The organism is Enterobacter sp. Taxon_2 (assembly GCF_058355295.1).
Map to the genome: position 1 here is coordinate 2,736,446 of NZ_CM178024.1, position 20,834 is coordinate 2,757,279.

Consider the following 20,834-nt stretch of genomic DNA (forward strand, 5'->3'; position numbering starts at 1 on the left):
AATTTTACTCACTTCATCCATATATAACAAACACTTAATAGATAATCATTGCGTTAATTCTTCGCTTTCGTACTCCACATCCGAAACCTTAACCTCAAGCTCTAAGCCCGTCGTGTAGCCGTTCCCGTTGAGGTTATGCACCACCCGGCTGATTATCCACGCCTGATCGTCTATGACGCGCTTAAACCCTTTCACCGCGACTGGCGTTTCAGGAAATAAATCTGCCCGGCCAATCGCCAGCGAGATTGAAAACTCCGCAACACCTCGCTGCAGCTTGTCCCACTTCGCCTGAGCGGCGCGCATGGCCTGCGCCTTTGTCGCGTAGATGGTTGTCAGCTCCAGCACGTTGTCAGACTCACCGGCCATGTACTCACCCTCGCGCGCTTCCTGCTCTTTTTTGGCTTTGGCCTTTGCCGGGGCTTTGGTCGCTTTCGGGTGCTGCAGCGCGCGAAGGTGCTTCTCTTTGGGCTTACGCCTGAGCTTCACCTTCTGCTTTTGCGGTTTCGGGTCTTTAGTGTGCAGCCATTTTGCCGTAACACCGGTGTAGGCTTCCCGGTCAGCAATGGCAAACTGATGACGATCGCCGTCGCCGCGCTCTAGCGTCATTTGCGGAATGGGCTTCCCGCTGGCCGTCTTACCGCTCCCCGCCCTCAGGAATAACAGCTTACCCGCTTTGACCGAAACCGCCGCCCCGTTCCGTTCCGCCAGGCGGGACAGAAACACCGCGTCGGATTCCTGCGACTGGTCAATGTGAGGCACTGCGACGGCTTTCAGCGTGTCGGCCACGCTGGCCGACAGTTTATTGCGTGCCGCAATCGTCTCAACAATTTGCCCGAGCGTGGTGTCATGCCATGACTGTTCCCGGCGTGAGTTCAGCGTCCCGCGAAAATCGGCGCTTCGCCCCCGGATGGTGAGCGTATCAGGCGCGCCCCTGTGCTCGATTTCGTCAACCGTGAACGTCCCTTTTTTTATCAGCGCGGATCCCTGCCAGCCTAACCACAGCGTCAACGTTGCTCCGCGCGGTGGCAAAGCTATCTGGCCGTCAGTGTCATCGAGCTCGATATCGAGCTGGTCGGCCTCGAATCCGCGATTGTCGGTCATGGTCAGGCTGATAAGGCGGTCGCTAAAATCCCGGGTGATATCGTCGTTATCCAGCTTGAGCATAAACGCCGGGGCAATCTTCGCCCCGGCCTGAATATCCATTCCTGTAATCATCCTGCCAGCCCTCCCAGCCAGTCACCGGCAGACGTGACCAGATTGTCGGCCTGCGTTTTCAGGTCGCCATAAATGGCCGCCAGCGATTTATCGACCCGCTTAAGGGAAAGGCTAAACTCGATTTTTCTCGCCGCTCCGTCGCTGAATAGCTCGGTGTGCGTGTGCGTCACTTTGTCGATGACATACATGCCGTGGATCATGCCCGTTCCGTCAATCAGCGGCCACGCGCGCCCCTCGTCGGCCATCAGCTCGATGGCGGTCAGTGACAGACGTCCGCCGGTAATTTCGGGATAGAGCACGCCCGACAGCGTGCGCGTGGTTTCCCCTTCCCCGAGATACTGGTAAGCCGGTGGCTTGCCGATACGGTCGTTTGACGCCCAGCGGTAATCCTTCGAATACTGCATGGACTGATAGGGCAGCGTGCGGCGCTCAAACACAAACAAACCTAAAACCATTAACATGCTTTATCCCCCCTCAGTCATGACGCATACTTGAGCGCTGACGCGCACGGTTTTCACGGTCGAGTTTATCGACAGCTTCACGCAGCTGACGGTCGAGGTCGCTGCCCGGCGCAATGCCACCATTCAGGTTGATGTTATATTCTGGCTTGCTCTGGTCTACGTAAGTCTTACCTGTGGGTGCCGTTACCGGCTGATATGCCTGATAGCCGCCATATGCTGAGGTTGCCGGAATATAAGACCCATTTTGCGAGCCGGTGGCGGCACTGGCTTTTGCGGCCTTCTGGTCAAGGTCGCTCGATTCTTTATTGATAACCCCGAGCTTTTCCAGCAGCCAGTTAACGCCGGTACGCAATGTATTAAAGCTTTTGAGCGGTAACATCAGCGCTTCGGCCAGTAACTTACCGAACATCACACCCGCATTTTTGCAACTGTCGAGCGTCTCCTGCGTCGACTTAACCGGTGCGATCAGGTCTTTGAACCACTGCCAGACTCCGCGTAATTTCTCCATGAAAGAATCAAACACCGGCGCGAGCGGTGCAAAAATTTCCGCCACCGGCGCAAAGGCCGCTTTAAGCCCCTCCACCACGCCGGAAAAGAATGCGCTTATTGGCTCCCAGTATTTGCGGATAAGCAGCGCACCGGCGACGATGGCAACGCCAATAGCGACAATCGGCCAGGTAATCGCCCCGAGCACAGAGACAATGGCCGTACCCATTGCGGCCAGATTTGTACCGAGAAAACCAGCAGCAGCGATAATCGTGTTGATGCCCGTTACCACCGGCCACGCTATCAGGCCAATCCCGCCCAGCACGCCAATCAGCGCCAGTCCGCCCCCAACTATTACCCCGATAGTTGTCGCCAGTACCTTATTCTTCTGGATCCATCCGTCGAGCTGTAACACATATTTCGTGGCGGTCTGGGTGAGCTTACGCAGTGAGCCCTCCTGCTGGTCAAACAGGTCAGTACCGACGGCCTCATAGGCTGACTGGAATTCTTTGAAGTCGCCGCCGAGGTTGTCCTGCATGATTTTAACGAGCTCAGCGGTTTTCCCGTCCGAGGCTTTAAAGGCCGCCGTGAGCTGGTCGAGCTTGCCGCTTGAGGCAGCGGTCATCAGCACCGCCGCCGCCGAGCTGGCTTCCTCACCAAAGATGGTTTTCATGTACTCGCCTTTCTGGCTGGTTCCGAGATTGTTTTTCTCAAAACTGCGCTGCATTTCTTTCAAAATGGCGAAAATCGGGCGCGTGTTGCCCTTGCTGTCAGACGTTTTAACGCCGAGCTCTTTGATAGCCTCGTATGCCTTACCGGTCGGAGCCTGCAGTCGACTGAGGACGGCACGGCTGCCGGTCCCTGCCATCGAGCCGGTGATTTTGGCGTCATGGAGTGCGCCGACCATTGCGGCGGTCTGCTCGATACTGACCCCGGCATTTTTTGCCACCGGCGCAGCATACGTCAGCGCGTCGCTCAGCCCGTCAAAGTCAGCGGCCGTTTTGTTCATCGTCATCGACAGCACGTCGCCGATGTGTGCGATCTGGTCGTTTGACATCTGAAACGCGGATTTCATACCCGTCAGCAGCGCGGCGTTTTCTTCCATCGAGCGACGGTTAGACAGCGCCATATTCAGCGTGACCGGCGTCGCCGCCTGAATCGCTGCGACATCCCCGCCGCTTTTCGCAATGATAATCTGCGCGCTCGCCGCATCATCTGCAGACGCTGCAGTATTGTCCCCGAGCTGTCGCGCCTGTTTGCGCAGCGCCTCCATTTCGGGTGATTGTTTCTCTACCCCGAGCACGGCCTGCAGCTCAGAGTTTTTCTGTGCAAACGAATAGCCAGGCATCAGCAGTTTCACCCCGGCCATCGTTCCCGCCGTGGCAATACCGACGCCCGCCGCGCCTGCCGCTGCAGCGCCTCCGGCAAGGGATTTACCGGCCTGATAACGCTCTTTTACCCGACTGAGTCTCGCCTGCTGTTGACTGACCCGAGCCAGCGCCTCGCGCTGCCGGTTAAGCTGAGCGGTCGTTTCACTGATGCTGGTTTTCAGTCGGCGCTCATCCGCTGACAGGGTGCGGGTATTTATCCCGGCCTGCGCGAGCTCGGTGCGCTGGCGCTGTACCGACTGCCTGAGGCTGTTGTATTTGAGCTGCAGGTCAGCGGCGGATTTTTTTGCCGCTTCCATCGCCCGCGCCTGCGCGGTTGTGGGGTTCTGCGTGTTTTTAAACTGCACGGCCAGCGCGGCGGCTTCCTGTTTCGCCTTGTTAAGCGACTGACCTGTCACGGCAAGCTGTGCGCTCGCTTTCCTGAATCCGTCAATTCGGGCCGCCTGCGCATTCAGATCGCGCAGGCTGTTTTGAGAAGTGCGGATATCGCCGGCAAGGGTTTTGCTGGCAGTCTGGATAGCTTTGAGCGGTCGGCTTGCCCGGTCTACTGCGTTCAGCAGTACCTCAATCCTGACGTTATTGCTCATGGTGGTGTCCGCTTCGCTGCAGCGCTTTTTCGCGCCATGTGATGAGCTCGGTCACGCTCAGGGAATAAAGCTCTGATGGCGGCCAGTGAAAAATCACCGCGATATCCGCCATCAGGTCATCGACCGAAAGGTTATCGGGGAATGTCAGCGAGCCGAAGATGGTGACAAAAAACCAACCACCTTACCGGCGAACAAAATCAGGTCTGACGCTTCCAGACGCATGACCTCATGCTCGGTGAGTGCCGGGTACGTCATACGCGGCAGCACCTTAATCAGCGCGTCGACGTCAGAGTTTGCCAGCGACGCCAGACTCACGCCGCGCAGGGTTCCCGCGTTGGGTTTTGTGACGGTCACCTGCTCGATTTTCTGCTCACCGCGCATGACGGGGTTATTGAGGATCACAATGTTTGAGTTTTCGGTTTCGGTGGTGGCGGTTTCGTTGATGTTTTCCATGATGTCGCTCTCTTTGAATGTGAGTAAGTGACCGGCCAGCCAGGCTGACCGGTTAACAGGTTACAGGCCAATCGCCCGGCGGTGCTCAGCGAGACGGTCGACGCCGTCGACTTTCATCACCATGTTGACGACGTCAATCTCGATGACCTCCTTGCCGTCGATCGTGAGCTGGTAGTACGAGCACTCGGTCGCGATTTTGGTCGTGCCGCTTTCGCCTTGTTTGTTCTCGCCGCCGTCGTACTCTTTGTGACGGCCGCGCATGACCACCTCAACGGCAGAAATATCGCCAGTGTCATCGCGCTGGAATGAGCCGGTGAAGCGCAGCGGCACGCTGTCGGCACCCGGTGACGCGTACTGAGCCCAAAGCTCAACGTCAGGCAGACCGCCCAGCGTCCACTCAAACGACAGCGCGTCGTCGTCGAGGCCGAGGTCAATCGACACCGAGCCCGGCATCCCGCCGCCGCGATATTTCTCAAGCTTTCGGGTCAGCTTTGGCAGGGTGACGGATTCAACGACGCCCATGTAGCTGAGACCGTCGTTAAACATGTTCAGGTATTTCAGTTTGCGTGGTAACGCCATGCTCTGAGCTCCTTAGCTGTTGACCGAGTCTGACAGGTCTGCCAGATAGATATCGGTGATGCGCTGGCGCAGGGTCAGGTTTTCCAGCGGCGGGACGGGGGTGTAGTCGTAATCGATATACAGTTTCCCGGCTTTCAGGGTTTCCACGGTGTTTGACTCCGGGTCGTACCAGCAGGAGCCGTCAACGATGTAGCCGTTGTTTTTCAGCTCGCGGAATTTGGCATTGATACCGGCGACGATGTCGCGGATGAGCGTTGCGGAAACGGGCTTATCCATCGCCCACGCGTGCGCCTCCGCCATCGTGTCGGCCAGCACCTGCGCCGTGCGGGTGTAGTTTTCAAACACGAATAACGGATCGTCCGAGCAGGTACGGTTGCCCCAGAACTTAAAGCCGTCGTTGCGGATGAGCGTTGTCACCCCGGCCTGATTAAGCAGGTTGGCGTCGGTGGCCTGCTCCTGCAAATCCCATGACACCGAGGCACTGACGCCGGTGACGCCATTCACACCGACGTTGGACAGCGTTTTGTGCCAGCCGGTTTCCTGGTCGATTTTGGCGCGCAGGCCGAGCGCGCGGGCGGTCGCCCATGCGGTCTGGGTTTCGTTTGTCGTGGTGTCCCACGCCAGAAAATCAGGGTGAATGACCATCAGCTCGCGCTGGCTGAAGTTCTCCCGATAGGCGATCGCTTCGGAAATGGTCTTGCAGCCCCACGCGCTCACGTAGCCGAACGCGCGCAGGCTCTGGCAGGTCGACGCAAGCGCGGTCGCCACTTCCTGAGAATCCAGCCCCGGCACGCCGAGAATGCGCGGCTTAACGCCGGTGACGGTTTTCGCCGTTAACAGCGCTTTCAGTCCGGTGTATTTGCCGTTTTCGTCGGTCGTGCCGATGATGTTCGAAATGGTTTCTTTCTGCGCCGCTTCCGGGTCTGCCGGGTCGTCGATACCTTCGGGAACGCGCACCACCACAATGACCGGCTTGCACTGGTCGGCAATGGCCTGCAGGGATTTTGCCAGCGTGCCCTGTTTACCGGCTTTCCCGATCGCCGTTTGCACGCTGGTAATCAGTACCGGCTCGTTTAAGGGGAATGTCTTTGCGTCAGCATCGCTGGCCGTGCAGACCATACCGATGATGGCCGTCGAGACGGTGGAAATGGTGCGCGTGCCATCGTTAATCTCGATGACCTCGACGCCGTGATGATAGTCGCCCATCTGTTTAACTCCGTGGTTAAGGGGTGCGACTATTTTCTGTTGTGTGTGGGGAGCGAGAAACGTAACGCCGTTGGAATGGGGACTGCACAACGGGCAGTGAGTGGTTGAGATGGGCGGGAAAGGTGATTGATCGTTTTGAGCGATCAATCATGAGTAATTGATCGCTGATAACCATTATCAATGAAAGGGTATTATCGCTATCGTTGCGCCATTAGCGAGGTGACAACGATGACGATTTTACTCTGGATAACAGGCGGTCTGACAGCATGGGGGATTTTCGGTTTTTGCTGGCTCAAATTCTTTGCCGGTGATGAAACCGAAAAAGACTATGAAGAATGCCCCTACGATTAAACCCGCTTAACGCGGGTTTTTTATTATCGGGTTGCCGGTGGTTCAGGCCAGACAATTTTAGCGGCATCATTGACAGTAATCCGGTTCAGGCTGACCCTGTATTTTTTCCACTCATTTAACAGCGCCCTCTCATCGTCAGTTTCAATCCCTAAATCTGACGCATCCTGCAGGGGTGCCATTGCAATTTTGGCCTCCTCGAGGAGCTCCTTCCTTTTTTGCTCAGCAAGTTCGGCCGCATCAGGTCGAATATCGGTAAATACCCCATCCTGAAACGTGTAGTTTCCTATGACATTGTCCGGGATGTTGTCGGGGTCAACCTCATAAACGTTTCGCCCCTCCATCATTCCCATAAGGGTGACATCGGTCTCGCAGGCAATCACAATCCCTTCGGCATCAACAGCAATAGCGCCTTTCCAGTCGCGGAGGGTTTCGTACCAGTCGCGCCCGTGGATATCCTGAAAATAAAGCCCCGTACGCATGACGCCGTTAATTTCGACATGTTCATATTTATAAATTACAGGATTGATGAAAGTATCCATGATTAATCCCCGACGTTAATCCAGCTATTAGTTTGTTTATTGAAATATTGCAGCTGGCGGTAATAAACGCCCAGCTTTCGTCCGTCGCTTCGGCCATCCATCGTTATTCCGGTAACAACGCACCCGGCTGGTGATTCCCAGTTACCGAAAAATGCGTCTGTCGGGTTCTGAAGTTGCTGTCCGCCTCGCCTGACTCCGTTGACCATGCCAAAATTAGCGATAACCCACGACTGCATGGCGTAGGGGCTTAAATCCTGCTTCGGCGGTGGGTTATTTGAGGAATAAACCCTAACGTTAGGCGTGTCGTACAAACCACCGCCAGCAACAATTGCATTGGGCGCGTTGAAGGTACCATTAGCATTAAAACCAAAAATGGCTCCATCGCCGCTATCCCCGATAATCTGGATTATGGCAGAACCAAAATCAGCATTTCCTGTGCGCAGAATGCCAAAGCTTACCGATGCGCCATAGCCATATACTGCTGTATGAGATATTCCCTTAATAATCGGTAGGTACTGAGAATTATCTTTTACTGATGCAAAGCCATAAGGGACAAGAAACGGCGCTGCATTATTCCGGTACTGGTCAGCAAAAGCACCTCCGCCGTACCATCCGGCCGGGTTAGTCTTGTAATACGTTGCATTTTCCAGGTACGCAACACGTCCGCCACTTGTCGGTACCGCGCCAATATCTCCCGGTGTCGGTTTATTTGCTGCATCATATTGTTTTGCCCATGACGTCCATGCGCCATTAAAAAAAATACGGATGTATGAGCGTGAATCCGCATATATCCGGTAAACCTGCGTAATACCTGCATGTTTGTAAACTTCAAGCGACCCGGCCACCGGTTCGGGATAATTTGTTCCAGCTTGCGCCTGCGCATTGGATGGCTGGTAATATAATCCCGGTGTATTAAAGCTATTCAGATCAGCAGCATTCCCAATCAGCACGGCCTGACCGTTAAAAATATCCTGCGAAGTGATATTGATATCTTCCGCCAGCGCTCGCCCGTTAACCTTCCGCCCTGACGGCACGCGGCCATTGGCATTGTCATTAGCAGCCTTAACCGCTTTCGGCGTCGCGGCGAGCGTCTCAGACGCGCTGTCGGTGGCGCTACTGAGCTGGACGATACCCTTTTGCGCCGTGGTCGCGTCCTGAGCCGTATATTTGCCATTGGCAAGGTCATACGCCGTCTTAACTGCTTTCGGCGTCGCGGCGAGCGTCTCAGACGTGCTGTCGGTCGCGCTACTGAGCTGAACGATACCCTTTTGCGCCGTGGTCGCGTCCTGCGCCGTGTATTTACCTTTAGCAAGGTCATACGCCGTCTTAACCGCTTTCGGCGTCGCGGCGAGCGTCTCAGACGTGCTGTCGGTCGCACTGCTGAGCTGGGTAAATCCTTTTTCCGTAAGCGTGGCGTCAGGATGACGGCGGGACTGCTCATGCTCTGCGAGTTTATTGTCAACATAGTCCTGCGTTGCCATCACCGTTGAGGTGTCAATCGTCAGCTCGACAGACTCGATGTCGCTTACCATGATGACCATACGCACGGTCTGCGCGCGGCCTGACCCCTCCGCCAGCTCCGGCTTGTAGCTTTCCGCCATGTTGCCGACAGCAATCAGCGTGCCGGTGTCGTCATAGAGTCCCATTTCGCGCATCCAGAAACCGCCGGTTTCAGGCGGGATGAGCAGCTCCGCGATCACATAATTTTGATTCTTGTTGTCCTGGCTGATTTTGTTCAGCGTATGGCGCCAGACTTCATTGATGAGCTTTGTCTGGCTGGCATCAGGCACCGGTAATGTGCCGCCGCCGTCGCCGATGGCCATCGCCGTAAAGTTCACTTTCTTCCCGTTCGGGACGGTCGCGGCAGCAAGCTTAATCGCACCGGCTTTGGTGATGACCGTTTTATATTTTACTGTCATGGTGTTCTCACTTATCCGGGTAAACCGTGATGATGTCGCCGTCATACGTCAGCGCGCCGGTGTAGAGATAGCCCGGCACATCCTGAATAATGTTGAGGCCGATAAGATGGCGGCTGGCTGGCTTTGCATCCGCAATGAGCCGCTCCATCTCGTAATACATTTCCTCGGTGATGCCGGTCTCTAACACACCGATATCGAGGCGAAACGTGCCGGGCGGGTCGTTCGTTTCCCACCACTCGGACACGTTAATCAGGTAGCCGAGCGGCTCGACCACGCGACGCACCGCCCCAATCGTTCCTTTGTGCGCATGGATAAACCACGCCGCGCGGATCACATCCCGCTTTGTGGCCTCCGGCCAGCTCTCATCCCAGCGGTCAACGGAAAACGCCCACGCCAGCCACGGCAGCAGATTTGCCGGGCAGTCGTCAGGACTCCAGAGGCGACGCAGCGGAACGGGGGTATTTTCAATCTCAGCGCAGGCGCGCGCCGCCGCCACCTCAAGCGGTGACGAGCCCACCGGCAGCAGGCGGGTATCATTCATCGTTGCCCCCGATCGTCACGCTGTACTCGCTGCACCATGACGCCTGAGTGTCATCGAGCACGATGTCGGCCACCGGTTCGGCCAGCTCAACGCGCTGCACGCCCTCGACGTGGAGCGCGGCATAAATCGCTGATTTGCGGATGTCTCGCCCGAGCCGGTGCTGCGCGGTGATATACGCCTGCAGCTTTGCTTTCGCCGCACTGAGCACCGGCTCGCTTTCGGGACCGGGGTAAAGGTAAAGCGATGCGGTGATTTTATAGTCGACAATGTTCGCCGACTGCACGGTCACGCGGTCAGCGACCGGCCTGACGTCTTCATCGTTCAGCGCGGTGCGCACGATGGCGAGCAGCTCGTCAGACGCCACGCCGTTATTTTCGCGTGACAGCACCGTGACCGTGACACACGCAGGCTCGGGACTGATAACCGAAATATCGGCGACTCGCCCGTCAGCGCTGCGGCCGTGAAACTGATAGGAGCCTGTAGAGCCTGCGGTACTCAGCCCCTCGAAGGCCTGCTGAATGCGCAGACGGTAGTCGGTGTCCGACTCCATCACGGCAGGCATCGGCGGAAACGTCGTGTCGTCTGCAGGGGTGATGACAAGGCGCTGGACGTTGTAATTCCCGCCTATCTGGTCGAGGTCTGCGCCGGTGGCGTAGGCCAGCATGACCGCGCGCGCGGCCTCGTTGACGCGCTGTCGCCAGATTACTTCCCGGTAGGCGTTTTCCTGCAGCAGCTTCACCAGCGGCTCGGACTCAAGCGACAGCGTGCGCGCGATGGCGTCCTGCTGGTCTTCCGGGTACAGCGAGACGAGCGTCGCCTTTCGCTCGCTCAGGATGGTTTCATAGTCCAGTTCTTCCACGACGTCTGGCGCGGCGAGCTGGTTAAGGTCAACAATTGCCATAGCGTTTAACTCAGTGGAATGGTGAGTGAAAAAGGCTGGCCGCCGGTTGAGCGGGTGCCGGTGATGTCGACATACAGCCCGCCGTCGGTCTCCGACCGTTCAAAGGTGATGGTCGTGAGATTTACGCGTGGCTCCCACTTCTGGATCGCGGAATAGCACGCGGCCATAATCTGCAGGCGCAGCGCCGGGGTCTGCGGCTGGTCAATCATCTGCGACAGGAGCGAGCCGTATTCACGGCGCATGACGCGCGAGCCAACCGGCGTGACCAGAATGTCGCGTACGCTTTGCCGGATATGCTCAACCTCAGAGATACTGAGGCCGGTCTGGCTGTTCATTCCCAGATAACGCACCGTCATTGCGTCCCCTTAGTCCAGCTTCCGCCGCTCTGTACGTTGCCGTGCGCGTGGTTATCCACCTGCACGCCGTTTGATTTCAGTGTCCCGCCGGTGTGCTCGATGTTCCCGCGCATGGTGCCGCCGTTCTTCACTTCGAGCGTGCCGGTTGTCAGCTTGTTGGTGCAAACCACCTCCGGCGTATCGAGCGTGATGTGGCTCGACGCTTTCACCAGCACCACCGGCACGGTGGCCGTAATGGATTCAGACGCGGCGACGTCTGCGGTTTTGATGCCTGACACAGTGAGCGCGCCGTTTTCGGGCTCGTACTCAATAACCGCCCCGTCAGGAAAGGAAACATGAAGCGCATCAGGGGAGGCAGACGGCGCGGGATGGTCATCAGAGAAAATGCCGGGCAGCACAAATGCCGTATCGAGCTCGCCGCCGATCGCCAGCAAAAGCACCTGCTCGCCAACAGATGGAGCCCACCATACTCGCGAGCGCCCGGCGCGACTGGTAAGCCAGTTCAGCCAGGTGGTTTGCATGCCGCCGGTCTGGACACGACACAGCCCCTCGTCGTGGTCGACGTCGGTCACGATGCCGGTGCGGATAAGGTTGCGGATCGCGCGTGCGATTTCCTGCGGAGAATTTAGATTATTCATGTGGAAAGGATGCCGCAGAGCGTGGCAAGCGGCAATTGATGATCTTTCTTTGAGGAATGTAACAACATGAACCAAATGAAATGCAGTCCAAGAAAAAATCTAGTTTAATCAGACTCCTAGAAGAGTGGTAAAATGGACATATTGGATTTGGAAGATGCTCAGTCTTGTAACAAACGACCGCCTAAAACGCTGTAATGCATTAATTTCATTGCAATTTAATACTTCATTGGCATACTAAGTTGCGAAGACCATCAAGTAAAAAGGAATATTAATGTTTTTAAAAGAAAGCGCTGTATTTATGTCGATTGGATTGCCAATCGCAATATTATATATACTCATTACAATCTCACTATTTGAAAGAGAGAAAGCACATATACGCTTACGAGATGTGTGTATCTCCGTCATTGCTTTAGATGTATACAAACTTGCATCATTACTTGAGAGCGGAGATATGTTTTCTAGGGTTACAGGAACCTATCCCATACTGATATTATGCATTTTACTTCTTGTAGCTCACCTCGCGCTCACATTAAAAATTAAAAAAATCCTTCAGATTAAAAATGAGTATAAAATAAATTACAAATTTTTATTAATTCGAGATGCATATATAGGAATATCTTTACTAATGTCGAACGCAGTCTCAATAGTGGCGCTAATTGAAATGGCTGGAGGGATTAATTAATGAAGTTATCAAACTTTATTAAGAACTCTGCATGGGCTATTCTGCCAGCTTTATTACTTCTCTTTGCGCAGTGGCTTGCCAATACAATGACACAAAAAGATGTTGTACTAAGTTTCAAAGCCACCAGTAGGTCAGTGAGCGGCTTGTATACTACCTATATTGAAATATTTAATTATTCTGACATTGCAATTGACAAAGTCATAATAAAATCGAATCCATCCGAAGTCATCCAAGCCTCATACGAACCAGCAACAAGCAATCAAAAATCAAATGCTTGGGAGGGGGAAATATTAGCAGGCAAAAGCATGAAAATATTGTATATCTTAAATAAAGAGATGCCTACCTCGGCATCCGCACTAAACTCACTACTCACTGCCGAATATAAAAAAAGAAATAAAGAAACTGGCCGACTCGAATGGATGGCAGTTAATCTTCGCGAGGACAGCATAATTTCATCAGTAACGGCAACCTATTTATTCTGGTTTTTCCTTCCCTTCATACTAATGACAGTTATTATCTTTGCCGCTTACTATGTATTTAAAAAATACACTCCAACCAACCCCACCCCATGAACTAGAGGGAAACCTCACCCAAAAATATATTGTGCGCACTTAAGAAAACATTGCAATATAGTACGCTTTAACAACCATCCGCTTCTCTACCGAAGCGGATAGTGCTGAAATCACATTTCAAACCTTGCTTTCCCCATAATCTATACAAGATTAAAAACAAACCATAGTCAGACCTAAACTTTATCACTTTCATTTCCCTGTACTAATATCTTAAACAATTGGGGGCGCCATCCCTAAGTGCTCATTAAGAAATAGCGACCACATCCAACTTAAATAAATTTATTTTAAAAGACAATCATTTAGCATTTTAAGCAACTGTGTTATTACTAAGACACTCAAACATCAGCTCTTCGACCAAACTTTTATCTAACTGATTAAAGCCTAGTAACTGGCGCTGAGGGTAATGCATATCCTTAGCATGCCGATTTGGCCGGTCTTTCAATCCCCACTGATGAGTCTGCGCGATGCGTTGCACCTTGCCAGTGAAAGCCACAACAACATCATTCATGCTACCACTGGCTTTCATATACCGACTCGTGCGGAGCCTCTGAAACATTACCCGTTTAATCCGCCCGGTTTTAGCCCTGAGAGGCTGGCGCTTTCGCGCCTGATATGGCGAGCCGTCCGGGGCTTTTTGCTGTTTGATACGTTGCTGTTGCGACTTACGCAGCTCCTTTGCTATCTCCCCGGCCAGCTTCCGGCGCGCTGCCGGTGACAGGGCAGCAATCAGACCATTGAGCCTGTCGTCAAAGTGCTTAAAGTCACTCATCCCATTTGCTCACCAGTTCGCCGTTGATATAGAGCTCCTTTGGCCGGGGGACGGGCTCCGGCAGCGGCGGCTCAGGGGCATAGCTTACGTGCAGCGCGCCGTTTTCCTCCTTGATAAGGGTGCGCTCGGTGAGCTGCAGGCTGATGCTGATATCGACGCTGTCCCCGTCGTTCAAATCCATCTGGAAACGGTAGCCCTTTTTGCGGCCGTCATCGAGCGTGCAGATATCCGGCTGGTTTTCCCTGAGCCATGCGGCCACCGGCACGAAAATCAGGTCAGGGTCGCCCACAAAGTCACACACGATCACATTCAGGGTGTAAATTTTCTCATGCGACAGCGAGGCCGCGAGACGCGCATCGATATTCCCCTCATCGGCAAAGATGCGCATCATTTCGGGGTTTGTTTCAAGCTGCGGAACGGCTTTAATCAGCGCTTCGCGCAGGCTGCGTGCTTTCTTCATCGAGTTTATCCTGACAGTCTTTGACGGTTTCAACCTGCAGCGCGCAGGCGGCGAGCGCGTGCTCAAGCCTGCGAATATCGGCGCTCAGGTCGCCATTAGTGGCCGGGTCGTTTCCCGGCATCGGGCAATAGCTCACCTTCGGGCAGGCGCTGTAAACAATGACCGGCGGAGGCGCAGGCGGCGCGGGTGTGCAGCCGACGCACAACATCAGGCAGCTCAGCGCTATACCAGCGGCGTAAGGTTTCATTCTCATTTATCAGCCTCGTAATGGTTTGTTCACGCCGCACGGCCATTGCACCGGCGGCCAGCAGTTCGCCGCGTAGACTGACCTGCGCGGTTTCATTTCGCCTGGCAATTCCCTGCGAAACGGAAAGCTGATTTTTCAGCATTCCGATTGCGGTTTTTTGTTCCGTGGCGACCCTGTTCGCCCGTTCAAACGAGCGCGTCAGGTTGCCGTTTTCATGACGCTGCCAGAGCACAACCGCAATAAGCGCGGCCAGTAAAAACAACATCACTTTCATTGAATCCCCCTCAGGCAGTAAGCACGCTCGAGCGCGCGGCGGTTTTCCAGCCCCTTGTTAATTTCGCCATTCACGTAAACCCAGCGGGTGAGCTGGTCGCACGCCTGCGGCCATTGCTGGCGCTTAATAAACGAGACCAGCGTCGACCGGCAGGCCGCGCCGGTTCCCACGTTGAATGAGAAACTGACCAGCGCGTCGTAAACCTGCGGCGGCATTTTCACCGGCGCGCATACGGCCAGACGTTTCTCGACGTTCAGCACATCCGCGACGAGATTCGCCGCCGCCTGCCGCTCGGTGATTTCCCCCTTTGGCACGACGCCTGCAGTGTGGCCGATGCCCGACGTCCACACTCCCGCGCTGCACTGGTAAGGCGTCAGGCGACAACCTTCGAGGTCGGCAATCAGCGCCAGCCCCCCGGGCGAGGTGTTAAGCAGACGAAAGTCAGGCATCAGCGCTGCCAGCGCCAGCACGGCGGCCACACTGCATTTTTTAACGATTGATTTCACGAATAGCCCCTTTATCGAGTCCGAGCGATGTCAGATAGAGGTACGTCTTGCGCTTAAACCAGTAGTTCGTTAGCGCGGTAAAAATGGCGCATCCGCCGCCCACGTAAAGCGCCATCTTTTCGGGGGACATTGCCCCGACATACGCCAGCCCCACGGCCAGCCAGTAGGCGATAAACGTGGTGATTTTTTCCATACTCAGTCCCATAGATTCACCGTTTCGGTTCTGGCTGCGCTCTCGGTCTCGGGCAGCTCTACTGCCGTGCCGTGCGGCAGGATCACACCGAGCTCAGACAGGCCGGGATTAGCCTCTAAGACGGTTTCGACCACGCCCTCAGTGCGCCCGTAATACCGGGCGCAAATCGCGTCGAGGGTGTCGCCCTGCAGCGCATACGCTTTCATCAGATTTGCCCCACAATGCAGCGCGCTTTGTCCTGGATGCGCGCCACAGACCAGCGCATATCCCGCCACATTTCATCGATAGTGCTGTCGATGCTGTCCGCCTTTTTGTCGCCTTTGGCGGTCGCATCCACGCCGCGAAAACGCTCATAAAGCGTGGCCGTCGTCATCGAGCACACGGCGTTGAAGTAGTGGAAAACGCGCACGCTCTCGCCGTCGAGCTCGTCGGTCGGGACATCCGCCAGCGTGGCGTAACCGGCATCGAGCTGACTTTCGCGCCAGTCGCTCAGCTCCGCGTTAGTCTCCGCGATCGCGGTCTTAATCGCCCGGCGCAGGCGAACGGGGGAAACGGTCTGCTCCAGTCGCATTTCTTCCCGCACGCGCTTCGGATCCACGTCAGGAAAAAACGGGGTGTTTTTGATTACCGGCTCGCTCACGCCCGGTGGCGGTATCACCACGCCCGGCACATCCTGCGGCTCTTTTTTTGGCTCAATAATCAGCGTCGTCATGACAACCTCGGGTAATGGGTGGGCGGTGGACGCCGATCGCAGTCAGGGCAATTAATACCCGCATTGACCGGCGTGCCGCCCGGCTCGGGGAGCGCTCGGTTAACCAGCGGCTTTTGCCGCCTTTGGTGGACGCCCGCGCCGTGCCGCCGGTTTAGCGGCAGGTTTGCGCGTGCGCGGTTGAGTCGTTTTGGTTTTCGGTGCCGGTTCGGGTTTTGGCCTGAGCTGGCGCTCTAGCTGCTCAATGTCTTTTCGAACGCCGATGGTGCTCTCTAACTGGATCGCACGCTGCAGGTGCGCCAGCGCCTCCGGTAGTTGCTCCGCATCACGCAGCACGTAGCCGGTGATTTTGTGCAGCTTCGCGCGCACGATGTCGGGCATATCCGCGCGCTCGGTCAGCGCGAGGGTGTCGAGCAGGTTCGACAGTTCGACCGGCTGTTTCGCACCGCGCAGGCGTTGCGCGGCCAGTGCCACCTCTTCGGCCAGAAGGTAAGGCGTCGGACGGCGACCGGTCGGCATGGTCAGGCCGTAGGTCATGGCATAACGGGCAATTTCCAGCGCCCCGGCGATATCGTCAGCATCGAGACGCCAGAGCATCACCGTCATGACGATGTCATCCTGCGCACCTTTGCCGTTTTCTAGGACGCCAGCGACCCACGGCAGATAGAACGGCAGCAGTTCGCGCTTTTGGTCTGCCTTGCGCTCATTGGATCGGATTTGTTTCAGAGTGCGGTTGTCTGCGGCCAGCTTAACGAGCATCTGCTCATAGGCAGTTGCATTGCGCAGCGGGACGGCAGCCCGCTGCGCTGTTTCAGAGGCCGAGACCCGCATCATGTGACGCGCTGCGGGACTCGTCATGGCTTACTCTCCGCTTTCCGGTGCAGCTGGCGCGGAAGCGCTTTCCGGCGCTGCCGGTGGGGTAAAGTCTCCGAGCTTGATATTTTCAATCAGGCAACCTGCGGCGTAAGCCTCGACCACATAGTCAATATTCATTGACTCGTAGTTTTCTACGCGGTCTTTTTTCGGTTCTTCGATGATGGCGCGACGGTGCGCGTCATCCATGAAGTAGATAGAGAGGTTATCGAGACGCGTGACCATCAGTCCATCTGCCGGGAAATACGGCACGCGCACTGCTGGCAGGTTGCCGATTCGCTTCTGGCTGATGATGATGTCAGCGGCCAGCGATTCGGTGTTTGCCTGCTCCTGATTGACGATAGGGAAATATTTATCCGCCATCAGCTTACGCCCGGTGATGACGACGAGCTCCGGGTCATCCTGATAAATCTCATCAATCAGGTTACTGGTGGCATCCATGACCAGCGCGTCGAGGTTCGCATAGTCACCGTTTTTACCCACGCGGATCACGTCGGAAATGACTGTGCCGTCCTCGTCGGTGACTTTCGACATCACGCGCGCTGGCGCTTCATTACGGTACTTCTGCAGCCAACCAACGGCCACGTCCTGCAGCATCGGATTTTTTTTACGGTCGGACGTCGCCGCACGCTCGATGCCGTTGAAACCGGCCATGATGAAATCGAGGGACTGACGTTTGATGATGGCGTCACGGATACGGGTCTGGAAGTCCTGGAATCGCGCCCACAGGTCGAGCTGTTTGTAGCGGATATGGAAGTCAAAGTTAATCTGGGCGCACTCGTACTTATTCGACTCCAGCGCGGTAAAGTCAGCGGTCTTACGCTCATCATCACCGGTGGTGTCGGTAGTGCTCGCAATTGTTCCGTTAACACCGACCCCGACCTTTTCGCCTTTCAGCTCGTCGACCGGCACGATGTTGATTTTGGTCAGAAACGCGGATGACATCTGCAGGGTGGTCATCAAAGTTTGCGTGACCGACGGCTCGACGGTGAATTTCTTCGCCACATCATCGGTGGAAACGCCGTTCAGCTCCGCGACGCGGGACAGGTAGGCATTAAATTTGAAGCGGGTATCTTTACGCATGGTTTTTCCTGTTCGGGTAAAAGGGGTCAGGCCGGGCAGCACGCCCGGCGTTTTATCAGCAGTTGGTCAGCAGCTCGTCGCCCGTACCGCCTTTTGAAAGCTCGCGGCGCGGCTGGCGCTGGCTTTCGGTGTTATCGAGGGAGCTTTTGAGATCGTTAAACGCCTGCGCGCTTTCTTCGGCCTTGCTGGTCACGTCCTGCTTAAGCTGCGCCAGTTCGGTCTCCAGCTCGGTGACGCGCTGGTCGGTGGCGGTGAGGTTGGTCTGCACTAGCTCGGTGACGGTGGTCACGGCCTCATGCACATCGGCGAGACGCGCGTCATCGCTGGCCTGCTTGCGGCTGAAAATGGCCTTAACCTTATCGGTCAGGCTGTTGAGCATGGTGTCGGGGACGTCTTCAAATTCCAGTACAGCCAGTGAGGCCACAGAGAAAACGTCGTCCGGCTGGTCTTTTTTACCGGCGAGCGGGTTCTGCGCGGCGCGGCTGCAGAATTCGAGGTATTCGGTGCCGAGGCTTGCCGGGTCATCGGTGACGGCAAGCCCGATGAGGTAGCACTTGCCGCTGTTTGAGAAGTTCGGGCGGATCTCCATGGAGGTGTAAACCTTCTGCCCGGCGCGCACCATGCTGACCAGCTCGTCAAGCGGGGCAATTTTGTCAAACAGCGCCTTTTTGCCGTTAAGCGCAGAGTCATCGCTGATAATCTCCGCCTTGAGCGCGGTCACATCGCCATAGCGTTTAAACGGGCTGTCAGGTAACAGGCTTTTGATATGTTCGAGGTTAATCCGGCAGCCGTAGACGCGCGGGTCGAACGTGTCAGCCATATCCTGAATATCATCGCCGCTGATGACACGGCCATCGCAGGTGTCACCCTCGACGCCGATGCGAAACCATTTAGAAACTTTCTTTGCCATTGTTCAGGTGTCCTGATGTTAGGTTTTCGGGTCGGGATTAGTTTCCCGACTCCATCCCGCATCAGCCACCGTTTGCGCTCCTGTTAGATCTGATACAACAGTCACTTAGCGCGAATACCCCCCTATTTCCTTAGCCTTGCCACGTCACACCAAAAACGAGGCAAGCATGACCATTTCAACTGACCTTTCTGTGTTAAATGACCCGCGACGACAGGCGCGACTGTTGTACTGGCAGGGGTTCGCCGTGCCGCAAATCTGCGACATGCTGCAGCTCAAGCGCCCGACCGTGCAGAGCTGGAAACAGCGGGATGGATGGGAAGAAACCGCGCCGATTAACCGCGTGGAATCGACATTAGAGGCGCGGCTTATCCAGCTCTACGCTAAGCCAGACCTGACCGCGCATGACTTCAAAGTCGCGGATTTTTTGTCGCGCCAGATGGAACGGCTCGCGCGCATTAACCGCTACGGCCAGACCGGAAACGAGGTGGATTTAAACCCCAATATCGCCAGCCGTAACAAAGGGGATCGCAAAAAGCCGAAACGCAATTTCTTCAGTGATGAAGCGATTGAAAAGCTGGAAGAGATTTTCTTCGACCAGTCGTTTGACTATCAGCTCCGCTGGCATAAAGCGGGGTTAGAGCACCGCATCCGCCACATCCTGAAATCCCGCCAGATTGGCGCGACGTTCTACTTTGCGCGCGAGTCACTCCTGCGCGCGCTTAAGACCGGGCAAAATCAGATATTTTTATCGGCGAGTAAAACGCAGGCGTATGTGTTCCGAAAGTACATCATCGCCTTTGCCCGTCTGGTTGACGTCGACCTGTCAGGCGACCCGATCGTCATCGGCAACAATGGCGCTGAGCTGATATTTCTCGGTACCAATTCCAACACCGCGCAGAGCCATAACGGCGACCTGTATGTCGATGAAATTTTCTGGATACCAAATTTCCAGAAGCTGCGCAAAGTCGCCTCCGGTATGGCCTCACAATCACACCTGCGCACAACCTATTTTTCGACCCCGTCGACGCTGGCTCATGGCGCTTACCCGTTCTGGTCTGGCGAGTTGTTTAACCGTGGCCGCAGCAACCGCGACGAACGTGTCGACATCGATATCAGTCATCAGGCGCTCGCCGGTGGCGTGCTGTGCGGGGACGGTCAGTGGCGGCAGATTGTCACCATTGAGGACGCGCTCGCCGGTGGCTGCACCCTGTTTAACCTCGACCAGCTTAAGCAGGAAAACAGCGCGGATGACTTCCGTAACCTGTTTATGTGCGAGTTCGTCGACGATAAGGCGTCCGTATTCCCGTTCGAGGAGTTGCAGCGCTGCATGGTCGATGCGATGGAAGAATGGGAGGACTTCGAGCCGTTCGCTGACCGTCCGTTTAACTGGCGCCCGGTCTGGATTGGCTACGACCCTTCACACACCGGCGACAGCGCAGGCTGTGCGGTACTGGCTCCGCCGGTGGTTGCCGGTGGCAAGTTCCGCATCCTTGAGCGTCACCAGTGGAAAGGCATGGACTTTGCCGCGCAGGCTGAGGCCATCCGTGCGCTGACCGAGAAATACACCGTCGACTACATCGGCATCGATGCGACCGGCATCGGCCAGGGGGTTTACCAGCTCGTGCGCTCATTCTTCCCGGCGGCGCGCGCCATCCGCTACACGCCGGAAATGAAAACCGCAATGGTGCTGAAAGCAAAAGACACCATTCGCCGCGGGTGTCTGGAATACGACGCCGGTGCAACCGACATCACGCAGTCATTTATGGCTATCCGCAAAACCATGACCAGCAGCGGCCGCAGCGCCACCTATGAAGCCAGCCGCAGCGAGGAAGCCAGCCACGCGGATATCGCATGGGCGACCATGCACGCGCTGTTAAACGAGCCGCTTTCCGCCGGTAGCGGTATGCAATCAAGTTCAATTCTGGATATTAACTAA

The 20,834-nt window shown here is 55.7% G+C and carries 28 protein-coding genes; 4 read left to right on the forward strand and 24 right to left on the reverse strand.

The window, feature by feature from the left end; genetic code table 11:
- Window positions 1-45: 45 nt before the first annotated feature.
- The 7 genes from AC4IC4_RS12980 to AC4IC4_RS13010 are packed head-to-tail and all read right to left on the reverse strand — an operon-like array spanning window position 46 to window position 6,375.
- Window positions 46-1,215 (reverse strand): phage late control D family protein, encoded by a 1,170-nt coding sequence (locus AC4IC4_RS12980; RefSeq protein ID WP_491471273.1) that lies wholly within the window; start codon window positions 1,213-1,215, stop codon window positions 46-48.
- Complete coding sequence (locus AC4IC4_RS12985) at window positions 1,212-1,676, reverse strand: phage tail protein (protein ID WP_023333118.1); 465 nt, start codon at window positions 1,674-1,676, stop codon at window positions 1,212-1,214. Before AC4IC4_RS12985 ends, AC4IC4_RS12980 begins: the two co-directional genes overlap by 4 nt.
- A 13-nt stretch (window positions 1,677-1,689) precedes the next feature.
- A complete protein-coding gene (locus AC4IC4_RS12990) occupies window positions 1,690-4,137 on the reverse strand; it encodes a phage tail tape measure protein (RefSeq protein WP_491471274.1) in 2,448 nt (815 codons plus the stop codon).
- Window positions 4,127-4,249, reverse strand: a complete 123-nt coding sequence (locus AC4IC4_RS12995; protein ID WP_047365949.1) for a GpE family phage tail protein — start codon at window positions 4,247-4,249, stop codon at window positions 4,127-4,129. Before AC4IC4_RS12995 ends, AC4IC4_RS12990 begins: the two co-directional genes overlap by 11 nt.
- Window positions 4,250-4,281: 32 nt before the next feature.
- Window positions 4,282-4,590 carry a phage tail assembly protein gene (locus tag AC4IC4_RS13000; protein ID WP_491471275.1) on the reverse strand — a complete coding sequence of 103 codons (309 nt, stop codon included), beginning with the start codon at window positions 4,588-4,590 and terminating at the stop codon, window positions 4,282-4,284.
- Between the two features lie 60 nt (window positions 4,591-4,650).
- Complete coding sequence (locus AC4IC4_RS13005) at window positions 4,651-5,169, reverse strand: phage major tail tube protein (protein WP_491471276.1); 519 nt, start codon at window positions 5,167-5,169, stop codon at window positions 4,651-4,653.
- A 12-nt stretch (window positions 5,170-5,181) separates the two neighbouring features.
- Window positions 5,182-6,375, reverse strand: coding sequence for a phage tail sheath protein (locus AC4IC4_RS13010; RefSeq protein ID WP_491471277.1), 1,194 nt, complete (start codon window positions 6,373-6,375; stop codon window positions 5,182-5,184).
- A gap of 228 nt (window positions 6,376-6,603) precedes the next feature.
- Between AC4IC4_RS13010 and AC4IC4_RS13015 the strand changes: the two genes are divergently transcribed.
- Window positions 6,604-6,726: a hypothetical protein gene (locus AC4IC4_RS13015; RefSeq protein WP_255518592.1), complete on the forward strand. Its 123-nt coding sequence runs from the start codon at window positions 6,604-6,606 to the stop codon at window positions 6,724-6,726.
- A gap of 23 nt (window positions 6,727-6,749) precedes the next feature.
- Here AC4IC4_RS13015 and AC4IC4_RS13020 read toward each other — a convergent pair whose 3' ends face one another.
- The 6 genes from AC4IC4_RS13020 to AC4IC4_RS13045 are packed head-to-tail and all read right to left on the reverse strand — an operon-like array spanning window position 6,750 to window position 11,620.
- Window positions 6,750-7,265 carry a tail fiber assembly protein gene (locus AC4IC4_RS13020; RefSeq protein ID WP_491471278.1) on the reverse strand — a complete coding sequence of 172 codons (516 nt, stop codon included), beginning with the start codon at window positions 7,263-7,265 and terminating at the stop codon, window positions 6,750-6,752.
- A 2-nt stretch (window positions 7,266-7,267) separates the two neighbouring features.
- The gene (locus tag AC4IC4_RS13025) at window positions 7,268-9,184 is read right to left on the reverse strand and encodes a tail fiber protein (RefSeq protein ID WP_491471279.1); all 1,917 of its coding nucleotides are present in this window, start codon (window positions 9,182-9,184) and stop codon (window positions 7,268-7,270) included.
- 7 nt (window positions 9,185-9,191) lie between these two features.
- Window positions 9,192-9,725 carry a phage tail protein I gene (locus tag AC4IC4_RS13030; RefSeq protein WP_126818540.1) on the reverse strand — a complete coding sequence of 178 codons (534 nt, stop codon included), beginning with the start codon at window positions 9,723-9,725 and terminating at the stop codon, window positions 9,192-9,194.
- Window positions 9,718-10,626 carry a baseplate assembly protein gene (locus AC4IC4_RS13035; RefSeq protein ID WP_491471280.1) on the reverse strand — a complete coding sequence of 303 codons (909 nt, stop codon included), beginning with the start codon at window positions 10,624-10,626 and terminating at the stop codon, window positions 9,718-9,720. The genes AC4IC4_RS13030 and AC4IC4_RS13035 overlap by 8 nt, the downstream gene beginning before the upstream one ends.
- 5 nt (window positions 10,627-10,631) lie before the next feature.
- On the reverse strand, window positions 10,632-10,982 hold the full coding sequence (locus AC4IC4_RS13040; RefSeq protein ID WP_234617520.1) for a GPW/gp25 family protein: 351 nt from the start codon (window positions 10,980-10,982) through the stop codon (window positions 10,632-10,634).
- Window positions 10,979-11,620: a phage baseplate assembly protein V gene (locus tag AC4IC4_RS13045; protein WP_491471281.1), complete on the reverse strand. Its 642-nt coding sequence runs from the start codon at window positions 11,618-11,620 to the stop codon at window positions 10,979-10,981. Before AC4IC4_RS13045 ends, AC4IC4_RS13040 begins: the two co-directional genes overlap by 4 nt.
- A 271-nt stretch (window positions 11,621-11,891) precedes the next feature.
- On the opposite strand from AC4IC4_RS13045, the gene AC4IC4_RS13050 reads away from it, so the two are divergent.
- Window positions 11,892-12,302, forward strand: coding sequence for a hypothetical protein (locus AC4IC4_RS13050; protein ID WP_491471282.1), 411 nt, complete (start codon window positions 11,892-11,894; stop codon window positions 12,300-12,302).
- Window positions 12,302-12,874: a hypothetical protein gene (locus AC4IC4_RS13055; RefSeq protein ID WP_491471283.1), complete on the forward strand. Its 573-nt coding sequence runs from the start codon at window positions 12,302-12,304 to the stop codon at window positions 12,872-12,874. The genes AC4IC4_RS13050 and AC4IC4_RS13055 overlap by 1 nt, the downstream gene beginning before the upstream one ends.
- A 307-nt stretch (window positions 12,875-13,181) precedes the next feature.
- Here the strand turns inward: AC4IC4_RS13055 and AC4IC4_RS13060 are convergent, their stop codons facing one another.
- From AC4IC4_RS13060 to AC4IC4_RS13110, 11 genes are all read right to left on the reverse strand, one after another.
- The gene (locus tag AC4IC4_RS13060) at window positions 13,182-13,643 is read right to left on the reverse strand and encodes a phage virion morphogenesis protein (protein ID WP_491471284.1); all 462 of its coding nucleotides are present in this window, start codon (window positions 13,641-13,643) and stop codon (window positions 13,182-13,184) included.
- The gene (locus AC4IC4_RS13065; RefSeq protein ID WP_155687024.1) at window positions 13,636-14,103 is read right to left on the reverse strand and encodes a phage tail protein; all 468 of its coding nucleotides are present in this window, start codon (window positions 14,101-14,103) and stop codon (window positions 13,636-13,638) included. The genes AC4IC4_RS13060 and AC4IC4_RS13065 overlap by 8 nt, the downstream gene beginning before the upstream one ends.
- Window positions 14,066-14,311 carry an Rz1-like lysis system protein LysC gene (lysC, locus tag AC4IC4_RS13070; protein WP_491471285.1) on the reverse strand — a complete coding sequence of 82 codons (246 nt, stop codon included), beginning with the start codon at window positions 14,309-14,311 and terminating at the stop codon, window positions 14,066-14,068. Before lysC ends, AC4IC4_RS13065 begins: the two co-directional genes overlap by 38 nt.
- Window positions 14,199-14,624: an Rz-like lysis system protein LysB gene (gene lysB, locus AC4IC4_RS13075; protein WP_063145448.1), complete on the reverse strand. Its 426-nt coding sequence runs from the start codon at window positions 14,622-14,624 to the stop codon at window positions 14,199-14,201. Before lysB ends, lysC begins: the two co-directional genes overlap by 113 nt.
- Window positions 14,621-15,130: a lysozyme gene (locus AC4IC4_RS13080; protein WP_491471286.1), complete on the reverse strand. Its 510-nt coding sequence runs from the start codon at window positions 15,128-15,130 to the stop codon at window positions 14,621-14,623. The genes lysB and AC4IC4_RS13080 overlap by 4 nt, the downstream gene beginning before the upstream one ends.
- Complete coding sequence (locus tag AC4IC4_RS13085; RefSeq protein ID WP_001354073.1) at window positions 15,114-15,335, reverse strand: hypothetical protein; 222 nt, start codon at window positions 15,333-15,335, stop codon at window positions 15,114-15,116. The genes AC4IC4_RS13080 and AC4IC4_RS13085 overlap by 17 nt, the downstream gene beginning before the upstream one ends.
- Window positions 15,326-15,529, reverse strand: a complete 204-nt coding sequence (locus tag AC4IC4_RS13090; protein WP_023333101.1) for a tail protein X — start codon at window positions 15,527-15,529, stop codon at window positions 15,326-15,328. Before AC4IC4_RS13090 ends, AC4IC4_RS13085 begins: the two co-directional genes overlap by 10 nt.
- A complete protein-coding gene (locus AC4IC4_RS13095) occupies window positions 15,529-16,035 on the reverse strand; it encodes a head completion/stabilization protein (RefSeq protein ID WP_048998837.1) in 507 nt (168 codons plus the stop codon). Before AC4IC4_RS13095 ends, AC4IC4_RS13090 begins: the two co-directional genes overlap by 1 nt.
- Before the next feature lie 99 nt (window positions 16,036-16,134).
- Window positions 16,135-16,890 (reverse strand): phage terminase small subunit, encoded by a 756-nt coding sequence (locus AC4IC4_RS13100; RefSeq protein ID WP_491471287.1) that lies wholly within the window; start codon window positions 16,888-16,890, stop codon window positions 16,135-16,137.
- A 3-nt stretch (window positions 16,891-16,893) separates the two neighbouring features.
- Entirely contained in the window at window positions 16,894-17,988 is a 1,095-nt protein-coding gene (locus tag AC4IC4_RS13105) for a phage major capsid protein, P2 family (RefSeq protein WP_149278411.1), read from the reverse strand.
- A gap of 55 nt (window positions 17,989-18,043) precedes the next feature.
- Complete coding sequence (locus tag AC4IC4_RS13110; protein WP_491471288.1) at window positions 18,044-18,898, reverse strand: GPO family capsid scaffolding protein; 855 nt, start codon at window positions 18,896-18,898, stop codon at window positions 18,044-18,046.
- A gap of 166 nt (window positions 18,899-19,064) precedes the next feature.
- Here AC4IC4_RS13110 and AC4IC4_RS13115 point away from each other — a divergent pair, with 166 nt between their 5' ends.
- A complete protein-coding gene (locus tag AC4IC4_RS13115; protein WP_491471289.1) occupies window positions 19,065-20,834 on the forward strand; it encodes a terminase ATPase subunit family protein in 1,770 nt (589 codons plus the stop codon).

What these genes read in the sequence shown, in the direction of transcription:
- AC4IC4_RS12980 (WP_491471273.1), bottom strand. Translation starts at nt 1,215, where the DNA reads ATGATTACAGGAATGGATATTCAGGCCGGGGCGAAGATTGCCCCGGCG.
- AC4IC4_RS13105 (WP_149278411.1), bottom strand. Translation starts at nt 17,988, where the DNA reads ATGCGTAAAGATACCCGCTTCAAATTTAATGCCTACCTGTCCCGCGTC.
- AC4IC4_RS12995 (WP_047365949.1), bottom strand. Translation starts at nt 4,249, where the DNA reads ATGGCGGATATCGCGGTGATTTTTCACTGGCCGCCATCAGAGCTTTAT.
- AC4IC4_RS13015 (WP_255518592.1), top strand. Translation starts at nt 6,604, where the DNA reads ATGACGATTTTACTCTGGATAACAGGCGGTCTGACAGCATGGGGGATT.
- AC4IC4_RS13110 (WP_491471288.1), bottom strand. Translation starts at nt 18,898, where the DNA reads ATGGCAAAGAAAGTTTCTAAATGGTTTCGCATCGGCGTCGAGGGTGAC.
- AC4IC4_RS13045 (WP_491471281.1), bottom strand. Translation starts at nt 11,620, where the DNA reads ATGAATAATCTAAATTCTCCGCAGGAAATCGCACGCGCGATCCGCAAC.
- lysC (WP_491471285.1), bottom strand. Translation starts at nt 14,311, where the DNA reads ATGTTGTGCGTCGGCTGCACACCCGCGCCGCCTGCGCCTCCGCCGGTC.
- AC4IC4_RS13115 (WP_491471289.1), top strand. Translation starts at nt 19,065, where the DNA reads ATGACCATTTCAACTGACCTTTCTGTGTTAAATGACCCGCGACGACAG.
- AC4IC4_RS13005 (WP_491471276.1), bottom strand. Translation starts at nt 5,169, where the DNA reads ATGGCGTTACCACGCAAACTGAAATACCTGAACATGTTTAACGACGGT.
- AC4IC4_RS13050 (WP_491471282.1), top strand. Translation starts at nt 11,892, where the DNA reads ATGTTTTTAAAAGAAAGCGCTGTATTTATGTCGATTGGATTGCCAATC.
- AC4IC4_RS13035 (WP_491471280.1), bottom strand. Translation starts at nt 10,626, where the DNA reads ATGGCAATTGTTGACCTTAACCAGCTCGCCGCGCCAGACGTCGTGGAA.
- AC4IC4_RS13085 (WP_001354073.1), bottom strand. Translation starts at nt 15,335, where the DNA reads ATGGGACTGAGTATGGAAAAAATCACCACGTTTATCGCCTACTGGCTG.
- AC4IC4_RS13060 (WP_491471284.1), bottom strand. Translation starts at nt 13,643, where the DNA reads ATGAGTGACTTTAAGCACTTTGACGACAGGCTCAATGGTCTGATTGCT.
- AC4IC4_RS13040 (WP_234617520.1), bottom strand. Translation starts at nt 10,982, where the DNA reads ATGACGGTGCGTTATCTGGGAATGAACAGCCAGACCGGCCTCAGTATC.
- AC4IC4_RS13090 (WP_023333101.1), bottom strand. Translation starts at nt 15,529, where the DNA reads ATGAAAGCGTATGCGCTGCAGGGCGACACCCTCGACGCGATTTGCGCC.
- AC4IC4_RS13010 (WP_491471277.1), bottom strand. Translation starts at nt 6,375, where the DNA reads ATGGGCGACTATCATCACGGCGTCGAGGTCATCGAGATTAACGATGGC.
- AC4IC4_RS13065 (WP_155687024.1), bottom strand. Translation starts at nt 14,103, where the DNA reads ATGAAGAAAGCACGCAGCCTGCGCGAAGCGCTGATTAAAGCCGTTCCG.
- AC4IC4_RS13020 (WP_491471278.1), bottom strand. Translation starts at nt 7,265, where the DNA reads ATGGATACTTTCATCAATCCTGTAATTTATAAATATGAACATGTCGAA.
- AC4IC4_RS13000 (WP_491471275.1), bottom strand. Translation starts at nt 4,590, where the DNA reads ATGGAAAACATCAACGAAACCGCCACCACCGAAACCGAAAACTCAAAC.
- AC4IC4_RS13100 (WP_491471287.1), bottom strand. Translation starts at nt 16,890, where the DNA reads ATGACGAGTCCCGCAGCGCGTCACATGATGCGGGTCTCGGCCTCTGAA.
- AC4IC4_RS13055 (WP_491471283.1), top strand. Translation starts at nt 12,302, where the DNA reads ATGAAGTTATCAAACTTTATTAAGAACTCTGCATGGGCTATTCTGCCA.
- AC4IC4_RS13095 (WP_048998837.1), bottom strand. Translation starts at nt 16,035, where the DNA reads ATGACGACGCTGATTATTGAGCCAAAAAAAGAGCCGCAGGATGTGCCG.
- AC4IC4_RS12985 (WP_023333118.1), bottom strand. Translation starts at nt 1,676, where the DNA reads ATGTTAATGGTTTTAGGTTTGTTTGTGTTTGAGCGCCGCACGCTGCCC.
- AC4IC4_RS12990 (WP_491471274.1), bottom strand. Translation starts at nt 4,137, where the DNA reads ATGAGCAATAACGTCAGGATTGAGGTACTGCTGAACGCAGTAGACCGG.
- lysB (WP_063145448.1), bottom strand. Translation starts at nt 14,624, where the DNA reads ATGAAAGTGATGTTGTTTTTACTGGCCGCGCTTATTGCGGTTGTGCTC.
- AC4IC4_RS13025 (WP_491471279.1), bottom strand. Translation starts at nt 9,184, where the DNA reads ATGACAGTAAAATATAAAACGGTCATCACCAAAGCCGGTGCGATTAAG.
- AC4IC4_RS13030 (WP_126818540.1), bottom strand. Translation starts at nt 9,725, where the DNA reads ATGAATGATACCCGCCTGCTGCCGGTGGGCTCGTCACCGCTTGAGGTG.